At 64.8% G+C, this 19,877-nt stretch carries 22 protein-coding genes; all 22 read right to left on the bottom strand.

Going from position 1 to position 19,877, the window contains the following annotated elements:
• Positions 1-3: 3 nt before the first annotated feature.
• The 22 genes from U1769_RS13545 to U1769_RS13650 all read right to left on the bottom strand — a co-directional run bounded on the left by U1769_RS13545 (position 4) and on the right by U1769_RS13650 (position 19,877).
• Entirely contained in the window at positions 4-804 is an 801-nt protein-coding gene (locus U1769_RS13545; protein WP_332716806.1) for a type III pantothenate kinase, read from the bottom strand.
• Positions 805-815: 11 nt separating this feature from the next.
• On the bottom strand, positions 816-1,556 hold the full coding sequence (locus U1769_RS13550) for a biotin--[acetyl-CoA-carboxylase] ligase (RefSeq protein WP_332717584.1): 741 nt from the start codon (positions 1,554-1,556) through the stop codon (positions 816-818).
• Between the two features lie 47 nt (positions 1,557-1,603).
• The gene (gene nuoN / locus U1769_RS13555; protein WP_332716809.1) at positions 1,604-3,043 is read right to left on the bottom strand and encodes an NADH-quinone oxidoreductase subunit NuoN; all 1,440 of its coding nucleotides are present in this window, start codon (positions 3,041-3,043) and stop codon (positions 1,604-1,606) included.
• Complete coding sequence (locus tag U1769_RS13560; protein ID WP_332716811.1) at positions 3,040-4,596, bottom strand: NADH-quinone oxidoreductase subunit M; 1,557 nt, start codon at positions 4,594-4,596, stop codon at positions 3,040-3,042. The genes nuoN and U1769_RS13560 overlap by 4 nt, the downstream gene beginning before the upstream one ends.
• Complete coding sequence (gene nuoL, locus U1769_RS13565) at positions 4,593-6,689, bottom strand: NADH-quinone oxidoreductase subunit L (protein WP_332716814.1); 2,097 nt, start codon at positions 6,687-6,689, stop codon at positions 4,593-4,595. Before nuoL ends, U1769_RS13560 begins: the two co-directional genes overlap by 4 nt.
• Positions 6,690-6,693: 4 nt before the next feature.
• Positions 6,694-6,999: an NADH-quinone oxidoreductase subunit NuoK gene (gene nuoK / locus U1769_RS13570; protein WP_332716817.1), complete on the bottom strand. Its 306-nt coding sequence runs from the start codon at positions 6,997-6,999 to the stop codon at positions 6,694-6,696.
• A complete protein-coding gene (locus U1769_RS13575) occupies positions 6,996-7,607 on the bottom strand; it encodes an NADH-quinone oxidoreductase subunit J (protein WP_332716819.1) in 612 nt (203 codons plus the stop codon). The genes nuoK and U1769_RS13575 overlap by 4 nt, the downstream gene beginning before the upstream one ends.
• A gap of 33 nt (positions 7,608-7,640) precedes the next feature.
• A complete protein-coding gene (nuoI, locus tag U1769_RS13580) occupies positions 7,641-8,126 on the bottom strand; it encodes an NADH-quinone oxidoreductase subunit NuoI (protein ID WP_332716822.1) in 486 nt (161 codons plus the stop codon).
• On the bottom strand, positions 8,123-9,172 hold the full coding sequence (nuoH, locus tag U1769_RS13585) for an NADH-quinone oxidoreductase subunit NuoH (protein ID WP_332716825.1): 1,050 nt from the start codon (positions 9,170-9,172) through the stop codon (positions 8,123-8,125). The genes nuoI and nuoH overlap by 4 nt, the downstream gene beginning before the upstream one ends.
• The gene (nuoG, locus tag U1769_RS13590; RefSeq protein WP_332716828.1) at positions 9,169-11,169 is read right to left on the bottom strand and encodes an NADH-quinone oxidoreductase subunit NuoG; all 2,001 of its coding nucleotides are present in this window, start codon (positions 11,167-11,169) and stop codon (positions 9,169-9,171) included. Before nuoG ends, nuoH begins: the two co-directional genes overlap by 4 nt.
• A 13-nt stretch (positions 11,170-11,182) precedes the next feature.
• Positions 11,183-11,791, bottom strand: coding sequence for a hypothetical protein (locus tag U1769_RS13595; protein ID WP_332716832.1), 609 nt, complete (start codon positions 11,789-11,791; stop codon positions 11,183-11,185).
• 53 nt (positions 11,792-11,844) lie between these two features.
• The gene (gene nuoF, locus U1769_RS13600) at positions 11,845-13,146 is read right to left on the bottom strand and encodes an NADH-quinone oxidoreductase subunit NuoF (RefSeq protein WP_332716835.1); all 1,302 of its coding nucleotides are present in this window, start codon (positions 13,144-13,146) and stop codon (positions 11,845-11,847) included.
• Between the two features lie 112 nt (positions 13,147-13,258).
• Entirely contained in the window at positions 13,259-13,423 is a 165-nt protein-coding gene (locus U1769_RS13605) for a hypothetical protein (protein ID WP_332716838.1), read from the bottom strand.
• Entirely contained in the window at positions 13,420-14,088 is a 669-nt protein-coding gene (locus U1769_RS13610; protein ID WP_332716841.1) for a complex I 24 kDa subunit family protein, read from the bottom strand. The genes U1769_RS13605 and U1769_RS13610 overlap by 4 nt, the downstream gene beginning before the upstream one ends.
• Positions 14,088-14,393, bottom strand: a complete 306-nt coding sequence (locus U1769_RS13615) for a nuclear transport factor 2 family protein (RefSeq protein WP_332717586.1) — start codon at positions 14,391-14,393, stop codon at positions 14,088-14,090. Before U1769_RS13615 ends, U1769_RS13610 begins: the two co-directional genes overlap by 1 nt.
• 35 nt (positions 14,394-14,428) lie before the next feature.
• Positions 14,429-15,664 carry an NADH-quinone oxidoreductase subunit D gene (locus U1769_RS13620; RefSeq protein WP_332716844.1) on the bottom strand — a complete coding sequence of 412 codons (1,236 nt, stop codon included), beginning with the start codon at positions 15,662-15,664 and terminating at the stop codon, positions 14,429-14,431.
• The gene (locus tag U1769_RS13625; RefSeq protein ID WP_332716847.1) at positions 15,664-16,557 is read right to left on the bottom strand and encodes an NADH-quinone oxidoreductase subunit C; all 894 of its coding nucleotides are present in this window, start codon (positions 16,555-16,557) and stop codon (positions 15,664-15,666) included. The genes U1769_RS13620 and U1769_RS13625 overlap by 1 nt, the downstream gene beginning before the upstream one ends.
• Entirely contained in the window at positions 16,554-17,096 is a 543-nt protein-coding gene (locus tag U1769_RS13630) for a NuoB/complex I 20 kDa subunit family protein (protein WP_332716849.1), read from the bottom strand. Before U1769_RS13630 ends, U1769_RS13625 begins: the two co-directional genes overlap by 4 nt.
• Entirely contained in the window at positions 17,087-17,461 is a 375-nt protein-coding gene (gene ndhC, locus U1769_RS13635; RefSeq protein WP_332716852.1) for an NADH-quinone oxidoreductase subunit A, read from the bottom strand. The genes U1769_RS13630 and ndhC overlap by 10 nt, the downstream gene beginning before the upstream one ends.
• A gap of 232 nt (positions 17,462-17,693) precedes the next feature.
• Positions 17,694-18,506: an inositol monophosphatase family protein gene (locus U1769_RS13640; RefSeq protein WP_332716854.1), complete on the bottom strand. Its 813-nt coding sequence runs from the start codon at positions 18,504-18,506 to the stop codon at positions 17,694-17,696.
• 129 nt (positions 18,507-18,635) lie between these two features.
• The gene (gene efp / locus U1769_RS13645) at positions 18,636-19,199 is read right to left on the bottom strand and encodes an elongation factor P (RefSeq protein ID WP_332716856.1); all 564 of its coding nucleotides are present in this window, start codon (positions 19,197-19,199) and stop codon (positions 18,636-18,638) included.
• Between the two features lie 36 nt (positions 19,200-19,235).
• On the bottom strand, positions 19,236-19,877 hold the full coding sequence (locus tag U1769_RS13650; RefSeq protein WP_332716858.1) for a M23 family metallopeptidase: 642 nt from the start codon (positions 19,875-19,877) through the stop codon (positions 19,236-19,238).

A 19,877-nucleotide genomic window follows, 5' to 3' on the forward strand; every position in this document is an offset into this window, starting at 1 on the left:
ACATCAGGCCCCTATATGGGCGCGATCCCACAACATCGCCAGCCCCTGAATGGTCAGGTCGGGCTCGATCACGTCGAAAACGTCGGTCTGTTTCTCGAAAAGAGTGGCGAGCCCGCCCGTGGCGATCACCTTTACCGGACGGCCGACCTCGGCCTTCATCCGCGCGACCAGCCCCTCGATCATCGCGATATAGCCCCAATAGATGCCGATATGCATCTGGCTGACCGTGTCGCGCCCGATCACGCTGGTGTTGGCCGGCGCCTCGATCGCGATGCGCGGCAGCTTGGCCGCGGCAGTGACCAGCGCGTCGAGCGACAGGTTGATGCCGGGCGCGATGATGCCGCCCTTGTACGCGCCGTTGAAGTCCGAGAAATCGAAGGTGGTCGCCGTGCCGAAATCGATCGTGATCAGATCGCCGGGGTGAAGCGCGTGCGCCGCGATCATGGTGACGGCACGATCGGCGCCGACCGCATGCGGCTCCTCGACATCGAGCTGCATGCCCCATCCGGCCGGGCCCTCGCCCGCGATGAGCGGTTCTCCGCCGAAATATTTGCGCGCCAGCGTCTGCAGATTGTGCAGCGCGCGGGGCACGACGGTGGCGATGATCACGCCGGTGACGGCACTGCGATCATAGCCTTCGAGGCTGAGCAGCTGGCTGAGCCACACGGCATATTCGTCGGCGGTGCGCCGGGGATCGGTCGCGATCCGCCAGCGCGCCTTGATCGTGCGCGCCTCCGACCCCGAGCCGGGCTCGACGAGCGCGAAGACCACGTTGGTATTGCCGGCATCGATTGCGAGCAGCATCTGGTTCGGCCTCAGATCAGGAAGACGTCGGCGGCGTGAATGACACGGGTCGTCCCATCCGCCAAGCGCAGGATGAGCGCGCCCGCATCGTCGAGGCCCTGGAATAGGCCATCGATCGCGCTGCCGTCGGGCAGGCGCGCGGTGAGCGCGGTGCCGACGGGATGCGCGCGATCGAGCCAGCGGGCGCGGACCGGCGCGAGGCTTTCGCCGCGCCAGATGCCGAGCCAACGGGTAAAGGCGTCAGCAAGGGTTTCGAGGAAGTCGGCCGGATCCGGGGCGCCGCCGTGCGCCGCGAGGCTGGTGACGGCGCGGTCGAGGTCGGTGGGATGATGGGCGAGGTTGACGCCGATGCCGATCACCACGGCGTCTCCAGCGCGTTCCAGCAGGATGCCGGAGAGCTTTGCGCCGTCCAGCAGCAGATCGTTGGGCCATTTGATCTGCAGAACACCTGCAGTTCCCCCGCGGAGGCGGGGGTCCAGAGCCACGGACGATGCGCTTCGCGACTCTGGGGGCCCGCGTTCGCGGGGGAACGAGGGAAGGTATGCCCGGACGACTTCCTCGAGCGCCACGGCAGTCACTAGGGCTAGCGTGGCCGCTTGGGGATCGCCGGGCCGCAGCCGCACCAGAGTCGAGGCGTAGAGATTGCCTTCGGGCGAGGACCAGGCCCTGCCCTGCCGCCCGCGGCCGCCAGTCTGGCGCTCGGCGCGGAGCCAAAGCCCCTCGCTTGCCCCGGCCCCGGCAAGCATCAGCATGTCCGCGTTGGTCGACCCCGTCTCGGCGACGGTGCGGATCACATGCGTCAGAACAGCGCCTTGGCCGCCGTCATCGTCCAGATGCCGAGCGGCGCCAGCAACAGCCAGCCGACCGGCGAGACGAACACGGCCGCGACCGTGATCAGGCCGCCCTCGACGACGCTGCCGCCGCGCTGGAACTCAGGTGCAGGGTCATCGAAATACATGACCTTGATCACGCGCAGATAATAATAGGTGCCGATCACCGAGGCGACGAAGCCCACAACCGCCAGCGGGAACAGCCCGGCATTCACTGCCGCGTCGAACACCGCCAGCTTGGCGTTGAAGCCGAGCAGCGGCGGGATGCCGGCCAGCGACAGCATGAAGATCATCATGGCGAGCGCGAGGCCTGGACGGCTGCGCGACAGGCCCGACAGGCTCGCGATCGTCTCGACAGGCTCGCCCGCCGCGTCACGCATCTGCAGCACGACGATGAAGCTGCCGAGCGTCATGACGACATAGACCGTCATGTAGAACAGCACCGCCGCGACGCCCTGCGCGGTGCCGGCCGCAAGGCCGACCAGCGCGAAGCCGACATTGTTGATCGAGCTGTATGCGAGCAGGCGCTTGACGTTGGTCTGGCCGATCGCCGCGACGGCACCGAAGATGATCGAGGCAAGCGACGCGAAGATGACGATCTGGCGCCACTCGTCGGTCGCCGGGCCCATCGCCTCGACCGCGACGCGCACTGCCATGGCGATCGCCGCCACCTTGGGCGCGGACGCGAAGAACGTCGTCACCGGGGTCGGCGCGCCTTCATACACGTCCGGCGTCCACATGTGGAACGGCACGGCGCTGATCTTGAAGGCGAGGCCGGCGAAGACGAACACCAGGCCGAAGGTCAGGCCGAGCGAATGACCGGCGCCATAAGCCGTGGCGATCGCCGAGAACAGCGTCGTGCCGCTGAAACCATAAACCAGGCTGATGCCGTAGAGCAGGATGCCGCTGGCGAGCGCGCCGAGCACGAAATATTTGAGGCCCGCCTCGGCCGAACGCGCATCGCGGCGCATGAAGCTCGCCAGCACATAAGCGGCAAGGCTCTGCAGTTCGAGGCCGACATAAAGCGTCAGCAGATCGCCCGCCGACACCATCATGCCCATGCCGACCGACGACAGCAGGATCAGGACGGGATATTCGGGACGAAGATCGTCCCCCGAGGTCTGCTGGAAGAAGCGCGGCGCGATGATGATCGCGACGGCGGCCGCGATATAGATCAGGACCTTGGCGAAGGCCGCAAACGCATCCGCGCGATACAGGCCGTCAAATGCCTCCCCGCCGGACGAAGCGGGGCCGCAAAGGGCAATGCCTGCCCCGAGCAGGACGGCGACGGAGGCCCAGGATACAGCCTTGGTGGAGGCCTGACCGCCCCAGGCGGCAACCAGCATCAGCACCAGCGAACCGATCGTCAGCACCAGTTCCGGCAGGGTCATCAACAGCGAGGCGTTCATTGATGCGCCTCCCCATGCGCTGCCGCGGGCGTGGCGGCCTCATGATGCGCTGCGGGCGCGGCGGGCTTGCCTGCGGTGGGCAGCGAGTCACCGGCCGGTGCGGCGCGGGCGATCCGCGCCTCGAGCGTGGCGACGTCACCGCGCATCGGCGCGAGGAAGCTTTCCGGATAGACGCCCATCCACAGCACCACCGCCGCGATCGGCGCGAGCAGCGCGACTTCGCGTAAGGACAGATCGGGCATTGCGCGGACGTCATCCTTGGTCAGATCGCCGAACACGACGCGGCGGTAGAGATAGAGCATGTAGGCAGCGCCGAGGATGATCCCGGTGGTGCACAGCAGGGTGATGGTCGTCGAGACCTTGTAGGTGCCGGCCAGCGAGAGGAACTCGCCGACGAAGCCGCTGGTGCCCGGCAGGCCGACCGACGCCATGGTGAACAGCATGAAGAAGATCGCGTATTTCGGCATGTTGATCGCAAGGCCGCCGTAGCGGTCGATCTCGCGGGTATGCAGCCGATCATAGATCACGCCGACGCACAGGAACAATGCCGCCGAGGCGAGGCCGTGGCTGAGCATCACGATCATCGCGCCTTCGATGCCCTGCCGGTTGAAGGCGAACAGGCCGATCGTCACGATCGCCATATGCGCGACCGAGGAATAGGCGATCAGCTTCTTCATGTCGGACTGCACCAGCGCGACCAGCGAGGTGTAGATCACCGCCACCGCCGACAGGCCGAAGATCAGCCAGACGAACTGGGCGGAAGCCTCCGGGAACATCGGCAGCGAGAAGCGCAGGAAGCCATAGCCGCCGAGCTTCAGCAGCACGCCGGCCAGGATGACCGAACCCGCGGTCGGCGCCTGGACGTGCGCGTCGGGCAGCCAGGTATGGACCGGCCACATCGGCATCTTCACCGCGAAGGACGCGAAGAAGGCGAGCCACAGCCAGGTCTGCGCATGGACCGGGAAATCGGTGTTGAGCAGGGTCGGGATGTCGGTGGTGCCGGCATATTGCGCCATCCACAGCATCGCGACGAACATCAGCACCGAGCCGAGCAGCGTGTAGAGGAAGAATTTATACGACGCGTATATCCGGTTCGCCCCGCCCCAGATGCCGATGATGAGGTACATCGGGATCAGGCCGGCTTCGAAGAAGATGTAGAACAGGAACAGATCCTGCGCCGCGAAGGTGCCGATCATCAGCAGCTCGGTGACCAGGAACGCCGCCATATATTCCTGGACGCGCTTCTCGATCGCGATCCAGCTCGCCCCGATGCAGATCGGCATCAGGAAAACGCTGAGCATGATCAGCATCAGCGCGAAACCATCGATGCCGAGCGCCCAGCCGAACTTGCCGAACAGGGGCATGTTCTCGACGAACTGCCATTGCGGGCCGCCGATATCGAACTGCGCCCACAGGCCGATGCCGAGCACCAGATCGACCAGCGTCGCGATCAGTGCGATCCAGCGCGCGTTGTTCGCGGTGACGAACAGGCACGCAACGGCGGCGATCGCCGGGATCGCAAGCATCACGGACAGGATGGGGAAACCGCTCATCGTGTGATCGCCCAAGTAACGGCGGCAGTCAGGCCGATCAGCATGACAAAGGCATAAGTGTACACATATCCAGTCTGGACCTTGCCGGCGACACGCGAGCCGAGCGCGACGACCCAGGCCGAGCCGTTTGGCCCGAAGCGGTCGATCGTCTTCTCATCGCCACGATGCCAGAACAGGCGGCCGAGGGCGAAAGCGGGGCGCACGAACAGGATGTCGTACAGCTCGTCGAAATACCATTTGTTGAGCAGGAAATCGTAGAGCACGCGGAACTGGTCGGCGAGCTTCGCCGGGAAGCCCGGGTTGCGGATATAGGCCATCCAGGCGCCCCACAGGCCGAGCAGCATGGCGATCGTCGCCGACAGCTTCACGCCCAGAGGCACCTCGTGCATCGCGTGCATCAGATGCTCGCTGAAGGCGACGCTGCCCTTCCAATATTCCTCGCCCGCGGTCGGCTCGATGAAATAGCCGTGGAAGACGAAGCCGGCGGCGACGGCGCCGATCGACAACAGGATCAGCGGGACCAGGATCGGCAGCGGGCTTTCATGCGGATGATAGCCGCCGGTGCCGTCACCATGATCGTGCGCGTGGCCATGATCGTCATGATGCGCATGATCGTCGTGATGCGCGCCGTGCGCGGACGTCTCGTCGGCAGGCGCATCGTCGTGATGACCATGGCCGTGCGCGTCGTGCACCGCGTGCTGGATATGCTCGGACTGGATCCAGCGTGGCTTGCCCCAGAAGGTCAGGAACATCAGGCGCCACGAATAGAAGCTGGTCAGCAGCGCGACGATCATGCCGACGATCGATGCGCCGCCCTGGCCAGCGGCCCAGGCTGCCTCGATGATCGCGTCCTTCGAATGGAAGCCGGCAAAACCGATCGCGAGCGGGTTGCCGAACACGGCGGGGATGCCGACGCCGGTGATCGCGAGCGTGCCCGCCATCATGCCCCAGAAGGTGATCGGGATATGTTTCCTTAAGCCCCCGTAATAGCGCATGTCCTGCTCATGGTGCATCGCGTGGATCACCGAGCCGGCCCCCAAGAACAGCAGCGCCTTGAAGAAGGCGTGCGTGAACAGGTGGAACATCGCCACATTGTAGGCACCGACACCGGCAGCGAAGAACATGTAGCCGAGCTGCGAGCAGGTCGAATAAGCGATGACGCGCTTGATGTCGGTCTGCACAAGCCCGACGGTCGCGGCGAAGAAGCAGGTCGCGGCGCCGACCGTCATCACGACGTGGAGCGCGAACGGGCTCGTCTCGAACATCGGCGACAGGCGGCACACCATGAACACGCCGGCGGTGACCATCGTCGCGGCGTGAATCAGCGCCGATACCGGGGTGGGGCCTTCCATCGCGTCCGGCAACCAGGTGTGCAGACCGAGCTGTGCCGACTTGCCCATCGCGCCGACGAACAGCAGCAGGCACAGGATCGTCATCGTATCCCAGCGCTGGCCGAGGAAGCCGATGGTCGATCCGGCCATGTTGGGTGCGGCAGCGAGGATCTCCGGGATCGAGACCGCGCCGAACACCAGGAAGGTGCCGAAGATGCCAAGCATGAAACCGAGATCGCCGACGCGGTTGACGACGAACGCCTTGATCGCGGCGGCATTGGCGCTCGGCTTCTTGAACCAGAAACCGATCAGCAGATACGATGCGAGACCGACGCCTTCCCAGCCGAAGAACATCTGGACCAGGTTGTTCGCGGTCACCAGCATCAGCATGGCGAAGGTGAAGAGCGACAGATAGGCGAAGAAGCGCGGCTGATCCGGGTCCTCCGCCATATAGCCCCAGCTATACAGGTGGACGAGCGCCGAGACGCTGGTGATGACCACCAGCATGACCGCGGTCAGCGCATCGACGCGGAGCTCCCAGGCGACATCGAGAGTGCCGGAGTGGATAAAATCCAGCACGGGCGCGACGGTGACGCCTTCGCCGCCGACGAGATAGCTGATGAAGATCGGCCAGCTCAGCGCGCACGATACGAACAGCGCGCCCGTGGTCAGCACCTTGGCGACGGTGTTGCCGAGTGCCCGGTTGCCCAGGCCTGCGACGATCGCCGCGAGCAGCGGCAGGAAGACGATGAGGAGGATCAACGAATTACCCCTTCATCCGGTTGACGTCGTCGACCGAGATCGTGCCGCGTCCGCGGAAATAGATAACGAGGATGGCAAGGCCGATCGCGGCCTCGCCGGCGGCGACGGTCAGCACGAACATGGCGAACACCTGCCCGACCAGATCGTGCAGATAGGCCGAGAAAGCGACGAGGTTCAGGTTCACCGCGAGCAGGATCAGCTCGACCGCCATCAGCATGACGATGAGGTTCTTTCGGTTCACGACGATGCCGAGCACGCCGAGCGCGAACAGGATCGCCGCGACGACGAGATAATGGGTGAGGCCGATCACAGTTCGATCCCCTGGCCGATACCGGGCTGGGTATTGCGCGTGGCATCCTGCGGACGGCGCGAGACCTGGCGATTGATGTTCTGCGGGCGGGTGCCGCCACGCTCGCGGTGCGTCAGCACGATCGCGCCGATCATGGCGACGAGCAGGACGAGCCCGGCGCCTTCGAAGATGAACAGATAGCGGGTGTAGAGCAGCTCGCCGATCGCCTGGATGTTGGGCATCGCCGGATCGATCGGGGCAGTGCGACGGCTCAGCTCGATCGCGCCGGCGCCATAGGCGCCGATGCCGACGATGATCTCGGCCGCCAGCCCGATCGCGAGCACCAGCCCAACCGGGAGGTAGCGGGCGAAACCACTGCGCAGCTCGGCGAAATCGATGTTGAGCATCATCACGACGAACAGGAACAGCACCGCGACCGCGCCGACATAAACGATCACCAGCAGCATCGCGATGAACTCGGCGCCGACCAGCACCATCAGCCCCGCCGCGTTGAAGAAGGCGAGGATCAGCCACAGCACGGCATGGACCGGGTTCCGCGCGGTGATGGTCAGCGCTGCCGACAGCAGCACCATCACGGCGAACAGGTAAAAGGCGAGTGTCTGTATCACGGAATCAGGAGGCCCCTCGGATTCGGCTGGCGCTTAACGGTACGGTGCATCGGCGGCAAGGTTCGCGGCGATCGCGCGTTCCCAGCGATCGCCGTTATCGAGCAGCTTCGCCTTGTCGTAGATCAGCTCCTCGCGGGTTTCGGTGGCGAATTCGAAATTCGGCCCTTCGACCACGGCATCGACCGGGCAGGCTTCCTGGCACAGGCCGCAATAGATGCACTTGGTCATGTCGATGTCGTAGCGTGTGGTGCGGCGGCTGCCGTCCTCACGCGGCTCGGCTTCGATCGTGATCGCCTGGGCAGGGCACACCGCCTCGCACAGCTTGCACGCGATGCAGCGTTCCTCCCCATTGGGATAACGGCGCAGCGCATGCTCGCCGCGGAAACGCGGGGAAATCGGGTTCTTCTCGAACGGATAGTTGATCGTCGCCTTCGCCTTGAAGAAATAGCGAAGCGTCAGCGCATGCGCCTTCACGAATTCCCACAGCGTGTAGGATTTGATGATCTGGGCGACGTTCATGACGGAACTCCAACTCGCATCAGCATCAGCACGCCCGACACCAGGAACACCCAGAACAGCGAGAGCGGGAGGAAAATCTTCCAGCCCAGCCGCATCAGCTGATCATAGCGGTAGCGCGGGACGGTCGCCTTTACCCAGCTGAACAGGAAGAAGAAGAAACCGATCTTCAGGAACAGCCAGATGATGCCGGGCACATAATATAGTGGTGCCCAGTCGATCGGGGGCAACCAGCCACCCCAGAACAGCGTCGCGTTGAGCGCGCACATCAGGATGACGTTGGCATATTCGCCGAGCCAGAACAGCGCGAAGCTCATCGACGAATATTCGGTCTGGTAGCCGGCGACGAGTTCGCTCTCCGCCTCGGTCAGATCGAACGGCGCGCGTTGAGTCTCGGCCAGCGACGAGATGAAGAACACGACCGCCATCGGGAACAGCAGCGGGTTGAACGCGAAGCCGTTGATGAAGCCGTACAGCCCCTGCTGCGCCATCACGATGGCCGAGAGGTTGAAGCTCCCCGCCCACAGCACGACCGCGATCAGCACGAACCCGATCGCGACCTCATAGGACACCATCTGCGCCGCGGCGCGGATCGCCGAATAGAAGGGATATTTGGAGTTGGACGACCAACCCGCCAGGATGATGCCGTAGACGCCGAGCGACGAGGCCGCGAGCACATAGAGCAGGCCGACATTGATGTCCGCCAGCACTACGCCCGCCTGGAACGGGATGACCGCCCAGACGATCAGCGCGACCGTGAAGGTGATGATCGGCGCGAGCAGGAACAGCGTCTTGTTCGCGCTGGTCGGGATGATGGTTTCCTGCAGGAAGACCTTCAGGCCGTCGGCGAAGCTCTGCAGCAGGCCGAACGGGCCGACCACGTTTGGGCCGCGGCGCAGCGCCATCGCCGCCCAGATCTTGCGATCGGCATAGATGATCATGGCCACCGCGAGCATCAGCGGCAGGGCGATGACGAGGATGCCGATGATGGTGGCGAGGAACCAGGCCAACTCATAGGCCATGCCCCAGGAGACGAAGAGCGCGGTCATTCTGCGGCCTCCGCGAATTCAACCCCATGGACCAGTTCGGCCGAACAGCGCTGCATCGTCGGGGACGCGCGGCAGATGGCGTTGGTCAGGTAGAAATCCTGGATCGGATAGGCGACCGTGCCCGAGCCCGTCGCGCCAGGCGTCGGTGCGGACCAGGCGAAGCTCTTCAGGCCAAGCGTGGCGAGATCGGGCGTCTCGACGCCCATCGCCGCGCGCAGTTCCTCGAGCGTGTCGAACGGCAAGGTCTTGCCCAGCACCGCGGAGAGCGCGCGCAGGATCGTCCAGTCCTCGCGGGCATCGCCCGGCGGGAACACGGCGCGCTCGCCGCGCTGGACGCGCCCCTCGAGATTGACCCAGGTGCCGGACTTCTCGGCATAGCTTGCGCCCGGCAGCACGACATCGGCCGCAGCCGCGCCCTTGTCGCCGTGATGGCCGATATAGACCTTGAAGCTGCCGGCGAACTTCGTGAAATCCACTTCGTCCGCGGCCAGGAAGAAAGCCAGCTTCGGATTGGCTGCCGCAATGTCCGCGATGCCGCCCTTCTGCGCATAGCCGAGCATCAGCCCGCCCATCCGCGACGCCGCCATGTGCAGCACGTTGAAGCCGTTCCAGCCGTCCCGCACGAGGTTCAGCGACGTTGCCAGGCCAAGCGCGGCGCCGTGGCCGCCCTTGAGCGCGGCGCCGCCGACGATGACCATCGGGCGCTGGGCGCCGGCAAACGCGTCAGCCACGGCTGCGGGCAGGTTGCCGAGCAGCGACAGATCATTGCCCAGCCATTCGACCTTGTAGGTCAGCTCGGTCTCGGGCCCGATCGCGAAGACCTTCGCGCCCTTCTTGATCGCCTTGCGGATGCGGGTGTTCACCAGCGGCGCTTCCCAACGGAGATTGGTGCCGACCAGCAGGATCGCGTCGGCCGTTTCGGCCCCGGCGATCGTCGTGTTGAAATTGACCGCGGCGAGCGACGAGGCATCGTAAGCCATGCCGGTCTGCCGCCCTTCGAGCAGCGTCGAGCCCAGCGCGCCGAGTAGCGCCTTGGCCGCGTAAAGCGTCTCGCAATCGACCAGATCGCCGTGGATCGCGGCGACGCTGGCGCCGGCATCGACTGCGGCGATGGCCGCGAACGCCTCGTCCCAGCTTGCCTCGGTCAGCTTGCCGCCCTTGCGGACGAACGGCCGATCGAGCCGGCGGCGTACCAGTCCGTCAACGGCGTGGCGAGTCTTGTCGCTCGCCCATTCCTCGTTGACGTCCTCGTTGATCACGGGGAGCGCACGCAGCACCTGGCGGCCACGGCTGTCGAGCCGGATATTGGTCCCGACCGCATCCATCACGTCAATGGTCAGGGTCTTTTTGAGCTCCCAGGGCCGCGCTTCGAACGCATAGGGCTTCGACGTCAGCGCGCCGACCGGGCAGAGATCGACGACATTGCCGGAAAGCTCGCTCGTCACCGCGCCTTCGAGGTACGACGTGATCTGCATGTCCTCGCCGCGGCCGATCGCGCCGATTTCCTCGACGCCGGCCACTTCCTCGGCGAAGCGGATGCAGCGGGTGCACTGGATGCACCGCGTCATCACCGTCTTCACGATCGGACCCATGTATTTTTCGGTTACGGCGCGCTTGTTCTCGTCATAGCGAGAATGGCCGCGGCCATAGGCGAGGCTCTGGTCCTGAAGGTCGCATTCGCCGCCCTGATCGCAGATCGGGCAGTCGAGCGGATGGTTGATCAGCAGGAATTCCATCACGCCTTCGCGCGCATTCTTCACCATCGGGGTGTTGGTGAAGATCTCCTGGTTCTCGGCGGCGGGCAGCGCGCAGGAAGCCTGGGGCTTGGGCGGCCCCGGCTTCACCTCGACCAGGCACATCCGGCAATTGCCGGCGATGCTCAGACGCTCGTGATAGCAGAAACGCGGGATCTCCTTGCCGGCAAGCTCGCACGCCTGCAGCACAGTGGCGCCGGCTGGCACCTCGATCTCGATTCCGTCGACTTTGACCTTGGGCATGCGTTTATACTTGCTAGCTGCGCCGACCGGCCAAGGGGCCGGCGACAATGGCGTGATAGAGCGGCTCGGCGATCATCAGGCGAATCTGATCGCGCTTCATACTGACTGGCTTGCCGGAGAAAATGCAGCCGGGAAGCACCGACATGATGGCGGCGATCGGCTGCCGCTCTTCCGCGCTGCCTGCCTTGAGCCGGAGCAGCTGCACGGCGCTATCCGGAGCCGCCTTGACGACACAGGTGCCGAATTCCTGCGCAGCGAGCGCTGCCGCATTATAGTCGTTGCCCGGTGCCCTTCCGACGACCGTATTTGCGTACCAGACCTGTACGTCCCGGATCCGGGACGGATCGACGGTTCGCCTGTCCATTGCGGCCAGGGCGGCTGCCGCTGCCAGACTTGACCTGCCGTTATAAAGACCCTGCGAATATTTGCTGATCGCAAGCTTGAACTTGTTGTCGCTGCACGCCGTATAGACCGCCGCGAGACGGTCCGCCGCCCGCGCTTCCCGATCCGACCCAGGCAGCGTGCTCAGGAGGTCCGCCACCAGGGCAGGCTTCTGCTCCACCACACATGCCGCAACCGCGTGCAGCTCGCGCAACGTGCCCGTGCCGACATCCGCAGCCATTGCCGCGCTCGTCGCCAGAGGCACGGAGCACGCCGCCATGAAAGCGAGACCTCTCATTCAGCCGCCTCCATCATCGGGGCGAGATCGCCGCCGCGTTCCTTGATCCGGCGCTCCAGCTCGGGCCGGAAGTGCTTGATCAACCCCTGGATCGGCCATGCCGCGGCGTCGCCGAGCGCGCAGATGGTGTGGCCTTCGATCTGCTTCGTCACCTGCTGCAGCGTGTCGATCTCGCTGATATCGGCATCGCCGGTGCGCAACCGCTCCATCACGCGCCACATCCAGCCGGTGCCTTCGCGGCACGGCGTGCACTGGCCGCAGCTCTCATGCTTGTAGAAATAGGAAATACGGCTGATCGCGCGGACGATATCGGTCGACTTGTCCATGACGATGATGGCCGCCGTGCCGAGGCCCGAACCGAGCGCCTTGAGCCCGTCGAAATCCATCGGGCAGTCCATGATCTGCGCCGCGGGAACGAGTGGCACCGAGGAGCCGCCCGGGATCACCGCGAGCAGATTGTCCCATCCGCCGCGGATGCCGCCGCAATGTTCCTCGATCAGCTGACGGAAGGGGATGCTCATCGCTTCCTCGACCACGCAGGGCTTGTTCACATGGCCCGAGATCTGGAACAGCTTGGTGCCGCGATTATTCTCGGCGCCGATGCCGGCGAACCATTCCGGGCCGCGCCGCAGGATCGTCGGGACGACCGCGATCGATTCGACGTTGTTGACCGTCGTCGGGCAGCCATAAAGGCCGGCGCCTGCCGGAAACGGCGGCTTCAGGCGCGGCTGGCCCTTCTTGCCTTCCAGGCTTTCGAGCATCGCGGTTTCTTCGCCGCAGATATACGCGCCGGCGCCGCGGTGGACGAACACGTCGAAATCATAGCCCGAACCGCTGGCATTCTTGCCGATCAGGCCCTTGTCGTACGCCTCGGCGACGGCAGCGAAGAGCACCTCCGCCTCGCGGATATATTCGCCGCGGATGTAGATATAGGCGGCGCGCGCGCGCATCGCGAACCCCGCGATCAGCGCGCCTTCGATCAGCTTGTGCGGATCGTGGCGCATGATCTCGCGGTCCTTGCAGGACCCGGGCTCGGATTCGTCGGCGTTGATGACGAGGAAGTTCGGCCGCTCTGGCTTTGGCTCCTTCGGCATGAACGACCATTTGGTGCCGGTCGGGAAACCGGCGCCGCCGCGGCCGCGCAGGCCCGATGCCTTGACCGCATCGATCAGGGCGTCCTGACCGCGCGCCATCAGGCCCTTGGTGTCATCCCAGTCACCGCGCAGACGCGCGGCGTCGAGGTTCCACGGCTGGAAGCCGTAGACGTTGGTGAAGATGCGATCCTTGTCGGCGAGCACTATTTATCGCCCTTCTGATTGCGGCGGGCAGAAACAAGAAACCACAGGGCGATCGCGACCATCGTCAGCGAAATGGCCAATGCGGTCACCAGCGGTGTGCTCAGGCCGATGTTCATTTCGGCCCTCCCAGCATCTTCTGCGCGCCAAAATAGATTGCGAGACCTATGCCGATAACGATCAGCAGGCCGAGCAGCTTGAAAGTAAGCTTAAGCGCCCAGCCGAGTACGACGATGCCACCGATGATCGCGAGAATAGTGACGAGTGTGTTCTTGGTCATGCCCATTCCCCCCGATAATCATGATTATCGTCGGCCATTTCCTTCAGACTGGTCGGCCCGCCAGCCGGGCAACTGTCCCGCCGCCCGGTCTGCGAGCCCGGCGCCGGGGTCTGGCCCTGCGCGAGCGCATCGAGGATCGCGATGGTGCGATCGTAATCCAGGTCCTCGTAATTGTCGTCGTTGATCTGGACCATCGGCGCATTGGCGCAGGCTCCCAGGCACTCGACCTCGGTCAGCGTAAACAGGCCGTCGGGCGTGGTGTGGCCCTTGGCCAGCCCGCGATTCTTGCAGGCCGCCAGAACGTCGTCGGAGCCGCCGAGCATGCACGGCGTCGTGCCGCAGACCTGCACGTGATAACGGCCGACCGGCGCCATGTTGAACATGGTGTAGAACGTCGCGACTTCATAGACGCGCATGTACGGCACGCCGATCGCCCGAGCGACGAACTCGATCACCGGGACCGGCAGCCAGCCCTGCGTATTCGTCTCGGCACCAACCTGGCGCTGGGCGAGATCGAGCAGCGGCAGCGATGCCGATTGCTCGCGACCCTTGGGATAGCGGCCGAGAATCTCGTTCGCTTTCTTCTGGTTGTCCTCGTTCCACGCGAACGCGCCCCAGCGTGCGCGGGTCTCGGCTTCGTCGGGAATCTTGGGTGCTTCAGCCATTAGCGGATAAACTCCACGCGATCGACCTTGTCGCCGCTGAAGGAATAGATGGACATGACCTCGAACCGGTCGCCGTCCGGCGCGCGGGCTACTTTCTCGTGCAGGACGACCGTCTCGCCGAGCAGATAGGACGACAGGATATCAGCCCGATTCTGCGGGAATTGCGCGAACATCGCCTTCAGGCCCGAACGCACGCCCTCGCGCCCCTCGCGCAGCACGGCGCCGCGATAGGTCGCCTCGCAGGCACCATCGGTCATCAGCGCGACGTAACCGTCCGCATCCTGTTCGTTATAGAGCGCGATCATGCGATGCGCTGTGTCGAGGCGTGGATCACCGCCGCTCACCGGTCGCACTCCCCGAAAACGATATCCATCGCGCCAAGAATAGCGGTGATGTCGGCGAGCATGTGGCCCTTGGCCATGAAGTCCATCGCCTGGAGATGGCTGAACGCGGTAGGGCGGATCTTGCAGCGGTATGGCTTGTTGCTGCCATCGGCGACGAGATAGACGCCGAATTCGCCCTTGGGGCTCTCGGTCGCGACATAGACGTCGCCGGCGGGTACATGGAAGCCCTCGGTGTAGAGCTTGAAGTGATGAATCAGCGCTTCCATCGAGCGCTTCATCTCGGCGCGCTTGGGCGGCACCACTTTGCGGTCGAGGCTGGCGATCGGCCCTTCGGGCATCTCGTTCAGGCACTGCTTCATGATCCGCACCGACTGGCGGACTTCCTCGACGCGCACCATGAACCGGTCATAGCAATCGCCGCGCGTGCCGACCGGCACGTCGAAGTCCATCTTTGCATAGACATCATAGGGCTGCGATTTGCGCAGATCCCAGGGGATGCCCGAACCGCGGATCATCGGGCCGGAGAAACCCCATCTGATCGCGTCGTCGCGGCTCACCGTCGCAATGTCGACGTTGCGCTGCTTGAAGATGCGGTTGTCGGCGACGAGGCTGATCGCATCCTCGAACAGGCGCGGCAGGCGGCCGTCGAGCCAGTCGGCAATATCGGTCAGCAGCTTGAGCGGCGTATCCTGATGCACGCCGCCGGGCCGGAAATAGGCCGAATGCATGCGCGCGCCGGACACGCGCTCAAAGAAGTTCAGGCAATCCTCGCGGATCTCGAACAGCCACAGGTTGGGCGTCATCGCACCGACGTCCATGACGTGGCTGCCGAGGTTGAGCATGTGGTTGGAAATGCGCGTCAGTTCGGCGAAGAAGACGCGCAGATACTGCGCGCGGATCGGCACTTCGAGATCGAGCAGTTTCTCGATCGCGAGCACGAAGCTGTGCTCCATGCACAGCGGCGAGCAGTAATCCAGCCGGTCGAAATAGGGCAGCGCCTGGATATAGGTCTTGTGTTCGATCAGCTTCTCGGTGCCGCGGTGGAGCAGGCCGACATGCGGATCGACGCGTTCGACGATCTCGCCATCGAGCTCCGTCACCAGCCGCAGCACGCCGTGCGCGGCGGGATGCTGCGGGCCGAAATTGATCGTGTAATTCTGAATCGCGATGTCGCCGACTTCGGGATCGGCCGCGTCGAACTTGCCTTCGATCGCTTCGAGATGATCAGCCATTAGTTGCTATCCGGCTTCTTGCGGGTGCGCGGTTTCGGCGCGGTCGGCGCATCGCCCGAGGCGGCAGGCTTGGCGCGCGGCGCACGCGGCTTCTTCACCACATCGGGATCGGCCGGCTTGGGATCCGCGTCGGGCGAAGGCTTGCCGGCACCGGTCTGCGTCGTGCTCTCAGTAGTCTTTGGCGTTGCCGCCGGCGCAGCTGCGGCACTCTTGGCCGCATCCGCCTTCTGGATCTCGTCGGCCTTGAGCGGCGTCGGCGCACCCTTTGCTTCGGGCAGCTTCGCCTTTTCGTCGCCGGGCAGGATATACTCGGCGCCTTCCCACGGACTCATGAAATCGAAGGTTCGGAAATCCTGGGCGAGCTGGACTGGCTCATAAACCACCCGCTTCGCTTCCTCGGAGTAGCGCAGCTCGACATAGCCGGTGAGCGGGAAATCCTTGCGCTGCGGATGGCCGCGGAAGCCGTAGTCGGTCAGGATGCGGCGCAGATCGGCATTGCCCGAAAAGAGCACGCCGTACATGTCGTAGACTTCGCGCTCGAGCCAGCCGGCCACCGGCCAGATGCCCGTCACCGACGGCACCGGCTTCTCCTCGTCGGTCTGCACATGCACGCGGATGCGGTGGTTGCGGGTCAGCGAGAGCAGGCAATAGACCACTTCGAACCGCTCGGGCCGTTCGGGATAGTCGACGCCCGCGATCTCCATCAGCTGCTGATATTCGAGGCCGGGCGTATCGCGCAGGGCGATCATGGTCCCGACCAGGGTCTCGCGGTCGACCGTCAGCGCGACTTCGCCGACCGCATCGAGCGACGTTAGCAGGCTGACGCCGAGCACTTCGCCCGCGCGATCGATCACCCCGTCATTGGCCGTATAGGCCGGCGCCGGCGCCCTCACCGTTCGATCGTTCCGATGCGGCGGATCTTCCGCTGCAACTGCATGATGCCATACAGCAAAGCCTCCGCGGTGGGCGGGCAGCCCGGAACATAGATATCGACCGGCACGATCCGGTCGCAGCCGCGCACGACGCTGTAGCTATAGTGATAATAGCCGCCGCCATTGGCGCAGGAGCCCATCGAGATGACGTATTTGGGCTCGGACATCTGATCGTAGACGCGGCGCAGCGCCGGGGCCATCTTGTTGCACAGCGTGCCGGCGACGATCATCACGTCCGACTGGCGCGGGGACGCGCGCGGCGCGGCGCCGAAGCGTTCGAGATCGTAGCGCGGCATGTTGACGTGGATCATTTCCACCGCGCAGCAGGCGAGCCCGAACGTCATCCACCACAGCGAGCCGGTCCGCGCCCATTGAAACAGATCCTCGGTCGAGGTGACGAGGAAACCCTGCTCGGTCAGCTCGCCGTTCAGGTCGTTGAAGAACGACTGATCGGGCGGGATGATCGCGCTACCCGGCGCGGCGGTGAGTTCTACTCCCACTCGAGCGCTCCCTTCTTCCATGCATAGACGAGGCCGAGCGCGAGTTCGGCAATGAAGATCATCATCGCGAACCATGCCGTCCAGCCCAGCGAGAAGACGCTGACCGCCCAGGGATAGAGGAACGCGGCTTCGAGATCGAAGATGATGAACAGGATGGCGACGAGATAGAAGCGCACGTCGAACTGGCTGCGCGAATCCTCGAAGGCGGGGAAACCGCATTCATATTCAGTCAGCTTCTCCGCCGTCGGCTTGTGCGCGCCGGTGAAGCGCGCGGCGATCATCGGCAGGAACACGAACGCGCTCGACAGCACCAGGGCGACGCCCAGGAACAGCAGGATCGGCAGATATTGCGACAGGTCGACCAATGAGCTTCTCGCAGGTGCGAATGGATGGCGCGGCTTTAGGACGATGACCCCATTGGGGCAAGGCCACGAGGAGTGAGAATCACTCGCAAAAACAATCCTTCTCCCCCTGTGGGAGAAGGTGGCGCGAAGCGCCGGATGAGGGGGAGTGAGGTTTGAGACAATCGCGTGTCCCCCTCACCCTTCCCAAGCTTCGCTTGGGCCCGTTCCCTCTCCCACAAGGGGAGAGGGAGTTTTACCGCAGTGCGTTGGCCAGCAGCTTGTGCAGCTTGGACTGGAGGACATCGTTGGCCGCCAGGAATTCGCTGCGTTCGAGCATCTTGTCGCCCCCACGGAAATCGGTGACGAAACCGCCGGCCTCTCGCACCAGCAGCATGCCGGCGGCGACGTCCCAGGGCTGCAGCTTCGATTCCCAGAAGCCGTCATAGCGGCCGGCCGCCACCCAGGCGAGATCGAGCGCCGCGGAGCCGAGCCGGCGGATACCGGCGACTTCGGGCGCGATCGCGCCGAAGATGCGGCTCCATTCGGCGAAATTGCCATGGCCCAGGAACGGGATTCCGGTCGCGATCAACGCATCCGGCAACTCGCGCCGGGCGGAGACGCGCAGGCGCTGTTCCTGCATCCAGGCGCCGCGGCCCTTTTCGGCCCAGAAGCTGTCGTCGGTGATCGGCTGATAGACGAGGCCGGTCGTGATCTCGCGCTTGCCGTTCGCGAGCGGCTCCTCGACCGCGATGGAGATAGCGAAATGGGGAATGCCGTGCAGGAAGTTGGTGGTGCCGTCGAGCGGATCGACGATCCAGCGCGGCTTGCTCGGATCGCCGGCGATCTCGCCGCGTTCCTCCATCAGGAAACCCCAGTCGGGGCGCGCGCGCGACAGCTCCTCGAAGATCGTCTGCTCGGCGCGCTGGTCAGCCATCGACACGAAGTCGGCGGGGCCCTTGCGACTCACCTGGAGCTGCTGAACCTCGTTGAAGTCGCGGCGCAGGCGCGGCGCTGCCTTGCGGGCTGCGCGGTCCATGACGGTGATGAGGCCTGAATGACTAACCAATGCAATTCTCCCCCCTCCTGCTTGCAGGAGGGGCTGGGGGTGGGCTCGCGCTGTCCGCGAGCGGCTCGTTCGAGGGGCTGCGGGTGCCCACCCCTCGGCCCCCTCCCGCAAGCAGGAGGGGAGGAAAAGTCAGTCCGCGCGGCGGACGTAGGTCTGCTCGTATACATCGACCACGATGCGGGTGCCGGCGCCGATATGCGGCGGGACCATCACGCGGACGCCGTTTTCGAGGATCGCCGGCTTGTAGCTGGACGAGGCCGTCTGGCCCTTCACCACCGCATCCGCCTCGACGATCAGCGCTTCGATCGTGTCGGGGAGCTGCACCGAGATCGGACGCTCCTCCCAGAGCTCCATCACCACGTCCATGCCGTCCTGCAGGAAGGCGGCGGCATCGCCGAGCAGGTCGGCCGGCAGCGTGATCTGCTCGTAATTGATCTTGTCCATGAAGGTCAGCTGATCGCCTTCGCGGAACAGGAACTGGAAGTCGGTCGTCTCCAGCCGCACCTTCTCGAGCGACTCGGCCGAACGGAAGCGGACATTGTTCTTCCGGCCGTCGATCAGGTTCTTCATCTCGACCTGCATATAGGCGCCGCCCTTGCCGGGCTGCGTGTGCTGAATTTTCACCGCACGCCAGATGCCGCCTTCATATTCGAGGATGTTGCCGGGACGAATCTCGACCGCGTTGATCTTCATGGAGATGCCTGTGCTGGAAAGAGCGAAGGCGGGCCTTTAACGGGAGGAGGGCTTTCCGGCAAGATAGGGGTAGGGATCGACCTCCTGCCCCTGATACCAATGCTGTTCCGGCGTAGCGTAGGCGAGCCCGAAATGGAGATGGAAATTCCCCGCGCCGGCGTTCCCGGTATCGCCGACAAAGCCGAGCGGATCACCCACCTTGACCGCCTGCCCCTCCTGCACGCCGGGCGCGTAGCGGGCGAGGTGCGCGTAATAATAGACCCAGAGCCGGTCGGGCGAACGGACGTACAGCGTGGTGCCGCCGGCCGCGCTCTGGAACAGCTTCTCGATCGTGCCGGGCGCAGCGGCCGTCACCAGCGTGCCGCCCGGCGCCATGATGTCGGTGCCGTGATGCTCGCGCTGGCCGTTCTCGCGCGGATCTTCCCAGCTGTCGTCGATCGCGCTCCGCGCTACGCCCGCCACCGGGACGGCGAGAAGCGCGCCGTACGCGGGGACGGGCGCTGGCGCCGTGGCCTGCCCGGTCATCGGCATTGGCGTCGGCGCTTGAGTCGGCGCAGGTCGGGCTGGACTTGTCGGCTGCTTCGCATCCGGCAGGGCCTGTCCGAGCAGCAGCAACGCAACGAACGCCCCTACTACGACACACAGCACGAGCAGGAAACCGCAACCGAGCTTCTTCAT

It is taken from the genome of Parasphingomonas zepuensis (assembly GCF_036663735.1).
Taxonomy (GTDB): Bacteria; Pseudomonadota; Alphaproteobacteria; order Sphingomonadales; family Sphingomonadaceae; genus Sphingomonas.